Annotated in this window: 6 protein-coding genes; 1 reads left to right on the top strand and 5 read right to left on the bottom strand. The window is 60.2% G+C overall.

Annotation, left to right across the window (positions count from 1 at the left end; all coding sequences use genetic code 11):
- From HY011_22230 to HY011_22215, 4 genes are all read right to left on the bottom strand, one after another.
- Window positions 1–1,495, bottom strand: a 1,495-nt coding sequence (locus tag HY011_22230; protein ID MBI3425653.1) for a VCBS repeat-containing protein, incomplete at its 3' end; no start/stop codon positions are given.
- An 86-nt stretch (window positions 1,496–1,581) separates the two neighbouring features.
- A complete protein-coding gene (locus HY011_22225; protein ID MBI3425652.1) occupies window positions 1,582–4,011 on the bottom strand; it encodes a hypothetical protein in 2,430 nt (809 codons plus the stop codon).
- 35 nt (window positions 4,012–4,046) lie between these two features.
- A complete protein-coding gene (locus tag HY011_22220) occupies window positions 4,047–6,074 on the bottom strand; it encodes a hypothetical protein (protein MBI3425651.1) in 2,028 nt (675 codons plus the stop codon).
- A 33-nt stretch (window positions 6,075–6,107) separates the two neighbouring features.
- Window positions 6,108–7,778: a hypothetical protein gene (locus HY011_22215; GenBank protein MBI3425650.1), complete on the bottom strand. Its 1,671-nt coding sequence runs from the start codon at window positions 7,776–7,778 to the stop codon at window positions 6,108–6,110.
- Between the two features lie 162 nt (window positions 7,779–7,940).
- Here HY011_22215 and HY011_22210 point away from each other — a divergent pair, with 162 nt between their 5' ends.
- The gene (locus HY011_22210; protein ID MBI3425649.1) at window positions 7,941–10,232 is read left to right on the top strand and encodes a winged helix-turn-helix domain-containing protein; all 2,292 of its coding nucleotides are present in this window, start codon (window positions 7,941–7,943) and stop codon (window positions 10,230–10,232) included.
- Window positions 10,233–10,256: 24 nt separating this feature from the next.
- Here the strand turns inward: HY011_22210 and HY011_22205 are convergent.
- The coding region (locus HY011_22205) for a VCBS repeat-containing protein (GenBank protein MBI3425648.1) at window positions 10,257–10,604 on the bottom strand (348 nt) is incomplete at its 5' end.

Raw genomic sequence — 10,604 nt, 5'->3', positions numbered from 1 at the left:
GCCGGATGTACCAGTTGCCCTCCGCGCCGCGCCAGACCACGATGTCAGCCCTGCCATCACCATCGTAATCCGCCGGAACCGGCACGTCTGTGCTTAAACCCCAAGGCACATCCAACACAGCTCCATCGCCGCTTTGCCTAATGTACCAATGGCCATTTTCACGACGGAAGACCGCGATGTCCGTCTTGCCGTCGCCGTCATAATCGCCCGGTGTGGGAATGTCGAAATACGGCGCATAGTTCGCGCCCCAAAATTGCAGGATGGCTTGCCCATCGCTGCTCTTGCGGATGTACCAGATCGAATCCGCGCCGCGCCAGATGGCGTGATCGGCTTTGCCATCGCCGTCGTAATCGCCGGGCACGATGTCATCGAAGTACGGCGCATAGCCCGCGCCCCATTGCTGCGTGACGGTCGCGGCATTGCCGCTATTGATGACGCTCCAATTCGGCAGGGGCGGCGCGGTGCTGGGGCTGAAGATGCCCAGATCGGTTTTGCCATCGCCGTCGAAATCGGCTTTGACCGCGTTGCGCCGCAAGACCAGCAAGGTATAAGCACGCGCGCCGCTGCATCCGGCGGCATCATTCGCTGTGACCGTGAGATTGAAGCTGCCCAATTGCGTCGGCGTGCCGCTGAGCAAGCCCGTCGCTGTGTTAAATAGCAACCCCGCCGGTAAGACACCGGTTACAGCAAACGATACAGCACCAACGTTGCCGACGGGCGCGAAGCTCTGCGTATAAAACGCGCCCAGTTGGGCCGTCGGCAGGTTGGCTGGATTGACGTTGATGCTTTGGCAATTGATGGTCAACGTATACGCGCGCGCGCCGCTGCAATTCTGGCTGTCCGCCGCACTGATGGTGAAATTGAACGCGCCGCTTTGCACCGGTGTTCCCGCCAGCAGTCCCGCGCCGGAAAGCGTCACCCCATTCGGCAAGCTGCCCGCGCTCAGGCTGAAGCTATACGGCGCCGTCCCGCCGCTGGCCGCCAGCGTTTGGTTGTAAGCCGCGCTGACCGTGCCGTTGGGCAGTGTCGCCGTGGTCAAGGAAACAGCAGGGCAATTACTGGTTTGGAAACCGCTGCCAATGCTGTATTGCCCGCCGCTTGAAACGGCAGCGGCGCTCTGGCCTAGCGTGCCATTTACATTCGTATTGCCATTCGCGCTAACGCCGCCACCGCCAGGAATGACGGCTTGCGTGATGTTATAGCTGCCGCCACTTTGCGCCGGTTCCAGGGCCGCCTCCGGTACCGCTAGAGGCTCAGCGTCTTCAGCCTTTGGCGGCACGAGGGCAGCAGCGCTGGTCGGCGTAACCGGTGTACTGGGGCGGCTAGCGGCATTTCGTCCATGCGCGTGCGACAAAATGGCGGTGGGCTGCTCGGCAGGTGCGGCGGAATGGCTGCGCCACTGCTCGCCCGCCCGGTAGGCGTATGCGGTCAAGCCCGACAAGGCCAGCAGGCCCAGCAGCAGCGTCAATTTTGTTGGTCGCGGATTGGTGTTCATCTTTATTTCTCCGTTGCGCGTGCCGTTATGTCGGCGGCCGTTGCCGGGTTGAATTGATTGCGCCGCTTGCTTGTCGGCGCAGCGGCTCATCGGTTATTGGGCCGCGTGGCAGGCGCGAGGTCTTTGTTGTTTTGCGCGCGCTCCCCGCGTTCACGCTGTTCCTTTTGTTGCTTCATCATTTCCGGGCGCATGGCCCAATCAAGGCTGCGCTCTTCGGGTTGGCCGAAGGCGTCGGCGTGCAGATACGTGCCCCGCTCCTCTTCCGATTTTAGTTCTTCAACCGGAATGCGATGCTTGCGGGCAAAGGCATCCTGCCGCACGCCCGTCACCTGCCACGAAACCTTGACGTTGGGCAAACTGGTTTTGAGTTTGAACTGATTGCCGTGTATTTCTTCCGCCACGATGGCTTGGGCGAATTGGCCGATCACCGTGAGTTGATAGCGGAAGTCGCGGTTGAGCGCCTCAAACCACTCCGGCATCGTCACGCTCGCGTTGCCCTGGTCATCGGTCGTGAGGTTGCCGTTGTAGATATTCATCATCTCGGGCGATTCGACGAAGGAGTGATAGAGGTATTTGTTTTCAGGATCGAGTGGATGGTCAATCTTGAAGGCCCCGCCGCCTTTGGTCACCGTGCCAGCGACGGAAAGATTGCCTGGGCTGGCGCCAAAATTACCGATAGCCACTGCCCCCTCGAAGACGCCCGCACGTCCGCTGTTGTTACGGCCATACACGCCGACACCGGTAGCACTGGTAGTGACGCCAAATACGCCTACCGCGTTGTTGAGATTCGCTTCGCCGATGACGCCGATGCTGCCACTGCCTCTGCCGTAACCATATACACCTCCTGATGTCAGGCTGGATACATCGCTCTGACCGTAGACCCCTGAGCTGGTTGTGCTGTAACCCCGCACGCCGTCGTTACTGACGCTGGTCCCATTCACGCCGGGGCCGCTGTTACTGTCGCCATACACTGCGTAGGAACTAAGGCTTTGACCATACACGCCTGTGCCTTGAGCGCTTAACCCAAGCACACCATTGCCAAAGCCAGTATCCTTGCCAATAACACCCGCCCCAAAAGCGAGGTCTGTCGCGCTCTCACCGTAAACACCTGTTCCGCTCTGGCTGAAGCCATAAACGCCCTCCATATTTGTGCTTTCCCCATACACACCGCGATTGCTGGTGCTCTTGCCCCACACGCCAATGAAGCTGTCGCTCTCGCCATACACGCCGCGACTACTTGTGCTTTTGCCATATACAGCCGGTCCTGTAGCGCTCTCGCCATAGACGGCGATGCTGCCCCCGGTGTTACTCAGGACATGCAGCTTGGACGTCGGGATGGTTATACCGATACCGAGGTTGCCGCCGATGAAGCCATTGCCGCTGATGTTGAAGTTGCTGCCGGCCTGCAAACTGGCTGAGTTCTGAATGTAATTCGCACTGCCTGCCGGTACGCCCGCCACCGGGATCGTGCCGGTCACTTTGCTGCCCGCGACGGTGGTAATCTTGGCATCGGTCACGCTGCCATCGGTCAGCTTGGCCGTCGTCACTGCATTCGCTGCCAATTCATTCACGCTGACGCCGCCCGCTGCGATGCCGACCGTCACGTTGCCACTCGTGCCGCCACCGCTCAATCCAGTGCCAGCGGTCACGCCGGTGAGCGTGCCGCCAGAGTTGGCATCTGCTGCCAATTCAAAGCTCGCCGGATTGACGCCGTCATTCTTGTAGCGCAAGACCTTGCCGTTATCGGCCAGCACCGGCGTTGGCAAGGGCAGATTCCGCAGCTTCTGAACGGTGGTCGCGCCCTGCGTGCCTGTCACATCCCCGGCCAGCGCGCCGCTGAAGTTGACGGACGTGACCGCATTGGTGGCATTCGTGGCGTTGGCCACCGCGCCGGTGACATTCGCGCCAGGTATTGTCGCGCTGGTGAGCGAGCCACTGATTTTGCTGCCTGCCACATCCGCGATCTTGGCGTTGGTCACACTGCCATCGGCCAGCTTCGGCGTGGTTACCGCATTGTTGGACAGTACGGTGGCGCTTTGCGTCCCCGTCACATCACCCGCCAAGGCACCGCTGAAATTGACGGCGGTCGTGGCAATGGTGGCCGTCACTGCAAACAAACTTTGAATGGCATACGGTGCTGACAGGATCGGTTGGCGCGGTGCAAGCACGGTGTAAGCATTGACGCTGCCTGCCGGACGGACGCCGATTTCTAAAAAGCGATCAGGGCCACCAAAGACATTCGCGCCGAAGTCGAGCGTGACAGTGAAAATGCCCGCACTGGCGGCCACGGGCGTGCGCACGAGCGTCGCGCCCTGTTGTGTCCCTGTGCCGACGGTTACGCTGTCAAAGAGTTTGAACTGCAGGTCGTAAGTGCCGTTGGCGGGCTGGCCTGCGTCGGTCAACCGGCCCTGATAGGTGAAGGCGGTGGTTTGCGCCCAAACCGTATTGGTCAAGCATAAGAAGCAAGCAAGCCAGCAGACGCCAATCGTCTGGCGCTGTCGTATCGTGTGAGCCATCTTAATTCCTTTGCAATGAGGTTGGCGCGACCCGATCAGGGCTGCCCGATCTTCACTGTGCCTGTCGTGCCCAGCCGTTCGAGTTGGCTGGGACGATTGAGGCGCAGCAGCTCGTTGTAATTGCCCGGCACAATCGAGATCACATCGCCGGGCAACGCGGCGAAATGTCCTTCGGCGATGGTGTTGTAGGGGTGAAAGAGCGTGCCGTCTTCATAACCGGTGGTGTTGGCGAGCGAGACGAAGATCACGTTGGTCGCGGGTGGCGTGTCGCGTTCGCGTCCGAACCAGACGTAGTGCGGATCGCGTGTGACTCCGTTCGCTCCGTTCAAGACAAAGCCCGTCCCCAGCCAAGTGTTGCCGATCGGGCTATGCACGCGCGTCGTAAAGTAATCGCCCCAGCGGTTGTAACAATCCAGCGTCATGTTGCCCGGCACGGGATCGAAATTTGGATCGCAAGGCCCGGCGCTCCCGGCAGCAAAGGTCACATTCTCAAGCGGCGTAATCGTCCCTGCGTTGAAATCATCGGCGATCCAGGCCAGCGCGTTGGGGAAGTTTGCCCCGCCGCCCCAGGCCATCGTCCCGCCCAGATCACCGCGATCATTCACATTCACCGATGGGTAGAGATAAGCCTGCGTGTTGCTGAAGACCTGGCCCTGGCTGAGCAGCGTGCGATTGCCCTCGTTGAAGCGCAGCACTTGCACGTGCGGGAAAGTAAAGCCGTTCCCTTGCGCGGCATTCCACATAAATCCGAGCACGCCATTGGCTACCCAACCGGCCTGCACCCGGCTGTCGGCGGTGGCCGCAAAATTTGATCCACCTGGGCTGGTCGCCGTCATCGCCCCGACGTTGTAAGCAGTATGAGTAACGTCATCGCAAGCAACATTGCCATTTTCCGGCCAGCGGCAAATACGGAGCTGCGTGTTTAAGTTGTTATGCGTGCCCCAATACATCGTGTCGTGCGCGCCCTGTGTCAGACGCAAGCTGCTATGTATCGTGTCGTTGAAAAAGTTACCGCCCAGGTTGACGCCCTGCGCCAACTGGTTGAGTGGTAGCCGCGCGACGATTGCGCCGAGCGAACCGCAACCTGTACAACCCATGGTGCAAGCGGCTGGACAGGTGCCGCCCGGACAAGCGATCACGCAGCCTGTCGTCGTCGTGCGGCGCGGAAAATAGTTGGCGCTGAAGTAAAGAAAGTTATCGCTCACCGCGAGGTCTGGGAAATCCATCCAAACACCCTGCGCGCCAGCCGGTGTGGGGAGGCCAAAGGTCGCCGGCGAGAAGTCATAAAAGTACCAGTTATTGTTGAGCGCGTCGGACTGCGAGCGGGCAAGGACGAGCCGGTATCTATTGGTCGTATTGTCGGGGTTGTATTGAATTAGCCAGCAGAGCAGCCCGCGCGTGCGTTCGTAATAGACATACTGATCACCGCCAAAGCCGCCATCAATCGGATCGTTCGTGCCATCGGCCGGGAAGAAATCAAAGGGATTGAGATAGGAAAAACTTTGCCCGCCATCGCCAGAGATGGCTGCGTAGCTGTTGGTCGTATAAAAAACGACCCGGCCATTCGTGGCGGCGCTCGGCTCAATCGGGATAAAACCATTCAACGTCGCGCCACCGACCACAGGAGCGCTGGCCAGGCCAGTGTTCCGAAAGAGCGTGAAGGTGCCAGGCGCTTGAGGGGCATTCTTTTTGCCTTCGAGTTTCTCGCTGGGAGACTGCGCAATGATTTTGACCTCGGTCGGAGGATTCATCGGGCGAATGTCTTCCGGACGCACGGACGGATCAACCGGCGGATCGAGCCGCATCACATCTTCCGGGCGCTTGGGCGCTTTGCGTGGCGGCTGATCGGGCGGCGTTTTTTGTTGTGCAGGGCGCACCGGCATACGGTTGACGCGTACCGTCATGGGTTGCGCGTCGGCGGTCGTTGAATTGATTACTTGTCCCAAGCGCGTTTGCGCGCGGGCGGGCCGGCTGGCCGTGCGCGTCAACAGCACTGCCCCTAGACAAAGCAATCCGAAACTCAACAGCAAAGCTGTGCGCAATTTTTGGCTTCCTTGAGTCATAACTTTTTTCCTTGATGCCTGCGGAGTTGATGGTTATTGCAAGGTGACGAGCACGAGCACCAGGCCACGCCCTGACTTCAAGCCGGTCATCGCTTTGCCAATGATCGCGCCTTGTGCGCGCGCCGCATTGGCGGCTTTCATCGCGTGACCCGGCAGGTGCGAGGTCGTGAGCAAATCGCCTGGCGAGATGGAAATTTTGCGCGCATCGCAATAAACCCAAACGCGGCCCGACAGTGCGATAGGCAGGGAATCTTTGGTGCCCGCCGGATTGGTCAAGACCATGCCTGCGGCGAGTTTGTTCGCCCCGCTGATGACGCCCGCGACTTTGCGGTTGTAGGCGCCACGCGCTACGGCGAGTTTGCCGGGCTGGCGCGGATCAATCGCAACGAGCAAGCCCGGCTTGGCGCCCGCCGCCACCTCGAAATGCTCGGCCAAATCCAAACCGCCCGTGATTTGCAACACTCCCACACTGCCAGTGCCCTGGACTTTGAGCGCGATACCGCCGCCGCTGTTTTGGAAAAAGCCGCCGACGCCATTCACGCCCGCGCTGTCGCCGAAGACACCCGTGCTGGTGCTGCTAAAACCCCACACGCCGACATTGGTGGCGCTCTCGCCATAAACGCCGCGGCTGCTATTGCTCTTGCCCCACACGCCACGGGCTTGATCGGCTTCAGCGAAGATGGCGGAGGTGCCGACGGTATTGCTCAGCACGTACAGCTTCGTCGTTGGGGCGGCGATGCCGATGCCGACGTTGCCGGCCGTAGTGATGGCGATACCGTTAAGCGGGGAAGGAATGCCGCCCGGCCCATTCACCAGTTTCAGCGTCCCGTCGTAACGGAGATCGGCCCGCCCGCTCACGCCATTGATGGTTATCCCTGTTTCGGTATTGGGCGTGCCAAAGCCAATCCCGTTGCCCTGCGGGGTTAAGGCCAGCGAGACGAACGCCGGTAAATTCACCGTCGTCGCCGATTGCGAGATCAGCGAATTACCCAGCGTCGTGCCCGCGCTCCAGAGTGGAATGGTATTAACGGTGCCGCTGCCGCTGACGCCGCTCGCGCCGACCAGATTCACAAAGGCCGCGCCGTTCTCAGAGACTTTGACTTTGCTGGTGGCGGTGTCGAAATAAAGGCGTCCTTGCCCGGCGGGCGCAACTGCCGGGGGCGCGCCGCCGCTCAACGAAAAAGCGTTCGCTGTGCCATTGCCGCCGATGTTGAAGTTGGCTCCGGCTTGCGGCGCGGCGCTGTTTTGTACGAAGCCGCTGGCAGGTAGGCCGCCCAGTTGCTGGGCATTGAGCGTCTGAATGGCGTAAGGCGAAGAGGTGAGTTGCTGGCGCGGCGCAAGCACGGTGTAGGCATTGGCGCTGCCTGCCGGACGCACGCCGATTTCTAAAAAGCGATCAGGGCCGCTAAACACATTCGCGCCGAAATCAAGCGTGACAGTGAAGCTGCCCGCGCTGGCGGCGACCGGCGTGCGCACAAGGGTCGCACCCTGTTGTGCGCCGCCAGCCAGTGCGTCAAAGAGTTTGAATTGCAGGTCGTAATTGCCATTGGCGGGATTGCCCGCGTCGGTCAGTCTGCCTTGATAGGTGAAAGCGGTGGTTTGCGCCCAGGCCGTGCTGACGCCGCACCAGAGCAGACTGAGCAGCAGACAAAAACGCAGCGTTGACGCTTTGGTTGCTTGACCATTGGTATTGGGGTAATTCATTGTCATGGCTCCAATCGAAGTGCGGCCCGCGCGGGCAAACCGCAGGTAGAGTTTCTCTACAGCGTAGAGTTTCCAGGTTTCGGGAGGACAAAATGGCAAATGCTTGGCGGTGTTGTCCTTCGATTAGCCTGACTCTTTCCTGACTTTTTTCTGATTGTGCTTATGTCTCATTCCGCCAGACGTTTGTATGAGTTCGACGGCTTCCGGCTCGACCCGGCGGAACGGCTTCTGGTGTGCGATGGAACGCCGGTTCCGCTAGCACCCAAGGCCTTTGAGGTGCTGGTGATGTTGGCCAGCCAGAGCGGCCGCTTGCTGACTAAAGACGAGTTGCTGCGCGCCGTCTGGGCCGAGGCGGTGGTAGAAGAAAACAATCTGGATAAAAATATCTCGGCGCTGCGCAAGGCCCTCGGCGAGCATGGCGCGGAACGCAAACTCATCGAGACGGTGCGCGGGCATGGCTACCGGTTCAATGCTCATGTAATTGAAATCATCGCTACTGAGAACGTCACCGATACAATCGTCACAGGGCAGGGTCAGGCGGCTCCACAGGTGCTGACCGGTAACGAGCCCGAATCAACTGCCCGCGGATACCTCCCGCCACTGGCTGACGCGCCTGCGCCAAACCCGCCAGCTCAACCGGTCGAGCGGCGCAATAAGCTGGCACTGGCGTTGCCGGTCGTGCTGTTGCTGGCTGTGGCAATGACGTTGTGGGTCAGGCCGTGGCGGGCAGGACAGCAGGCCGCCGTGCCGCGCGAACTCAAAGTGGCGCGCTTGACTAACGGCGGTTTCATCAGCAACGCGGTGCTCTCGCCCGATGGTGGCTACTTCACTTACACCGAACAGGACGGTGATGTCGCCCGCCTGTGGCTGCGGCAAGTGGCGGGCGGCCAACCCCTCGCGCTGGTGCCGGAGCTTCGAGGGGCAATTCAGGGACTAACCTTTGCACCCGACAGTCAGGCCGTCTATTTCGTGACAGTTGACTCACACAATCCACAAGGCGCGCTCTATCGCGTGCTGACGCTGGGTGGGCCAGTGACAAAACTGCTGACGGGGATTGTTTCACCTATCACCTTTGCGCCCGATGGGCGGCGCTTTGCTTTCATTCGGCTGGAAGATCTGAAGGGTGAGGGCAACAGCCTCGTGCTCGCGGATAGCACGGGCGGCAACGAGCGGGTGGTGCTGACACTCAGCGGGCTTGAACGCTTTCTAGCGAATGGCCCAAGTTGGGCACCCGATGGCAAAGAGATCGCTTGTCAGCTTATGCACGGCCTGACGAAAACCAGTGATGTTTTCTGGCAAGTGGTGGGTGTGAATGTCGCGAGCGGCGCACAAAGGCTGCTGACCACGCAGCAGTGGGACGGCTGTGGACGGCTGGTCTGGTTACGCGATGGCAGCGGCTTGATCATGATTGGTACAAAACAGGGAGAGTCGAGCACCACCGCCCGCGATGCTGTCTGGTTCATCGCGCAACCGGACGGCGCCATTCGTCGCATCACCACCGATCTCAGCCGTCATTTCTATCGCTCACTCAGTGTGACCGATGACAGCCAGGCCTTGCTGATCATCCCCTTCAATCGCAGTTCGCAAATCTGGTCGGTCGCCGCGCGCGGTGCTGGCGCACAAACGCGTTACGATGCACACACCGTTGTGCAATTGACGACGGGCACAGGCGAAGGTCGCGCGGGGATTGTCAGTCTGGACAATGGAGATTTCGTTTACGTCGCGCGTACCGGCGAGCACGTTGACCTTTGGCAAGTACGCAACGCCAGCAGTCAGCCGCAACAACTGACGACCGAGCCGCCTTTTCTGGAAGAACTTTCCGCGCCAACGGATGGCCGTTACTTTGTCTTTGCTTCAAACCGTGCCGGTAACAGTCATCTGTTCCGCGTGAACCGCGCTGGCGCTGACTTGCGGCAGTTGACCAGCGGCGAGCGACGCGAAATTGAATCTGATTGCTCACCTGATGGGCGTTGGGTTGTCTACACCTCGCAAACCAGCGAGCCTGGCAAGATCGCCGCCTTTAAGCTCTGGAAAATTCCGGCTGAGGGTGGCACGCCTGTCTCCCTGACCGAGGACGAAGCCCACTCACCGCACTTTTCCCCCGACGGACAAGGGATTTCTTATGTCTACATGAAAGACTCGGGCAAGTGGCAAGCGGTGGTCATGCCGGCGGATGGTGGCGCACCCTTGAAAACCTTCGAACTGCCCAGCACGGCGGAGTCGGATCTCGGCTGCCGCTGGACGCCGGATGGGCGGGCGCTGACTTATGTCGTGAAGGGCAAGACCTTCGATAATCTATGGCTGCAACCTTTGAATGGTCGCGCGCCGCAGCCGCTGACCGACTTCAACTCCGGCGAGATTTATAACTATGTGTTTAGCCGTGACGGCCAACGCCTCTTCCTGGCGCGCGGCTATTCGATTCGCGATGTATTGTTAATCAAAGATTTTAGATAGTTACATAGGCAACACACGCTTATGCTACCTGACGCCATAAGCAGGCACCGGCACATCGCCGCTTCCGCCCTGCCCTTGAATCAGGTTCGTCCCGTCCGTGCTGCGCTTGACGAACCACGTCCCGCTGCGCCGCCACACCGCAATATCCGCCTTGCCATCCCCGTCATAATCGGCGGGCGCGGGCACATCGAAGTACGGCGCATAATTCGCGCCCCATAACGCCAGCACGGGACTGTTTGGGTTGGCGCTGGGCCGGATGTACCAGATCGAATCCGCGCCGCGCCAGATCGCCAAGTCCGCTTTGCCGTCGCCGTCATAATCCGCCGGGACAGGCGTGTCGAAATACGGCGCATAGCCTGCCCCCCATTGAAT

This window comes from Acidobacteriota bacterium, assembly GCA_016196035.1.
Taxonomy (GTDB): Bacteria; Acidobacteriota; Blastocatellia; order RBC074; family RBC074; genus JACPYM01.
The sequence above is the reverse complement of the archived record's forward strand: the minus strand, read 5'-3'. Positions and strand labels throughout refer to the sequence as shown.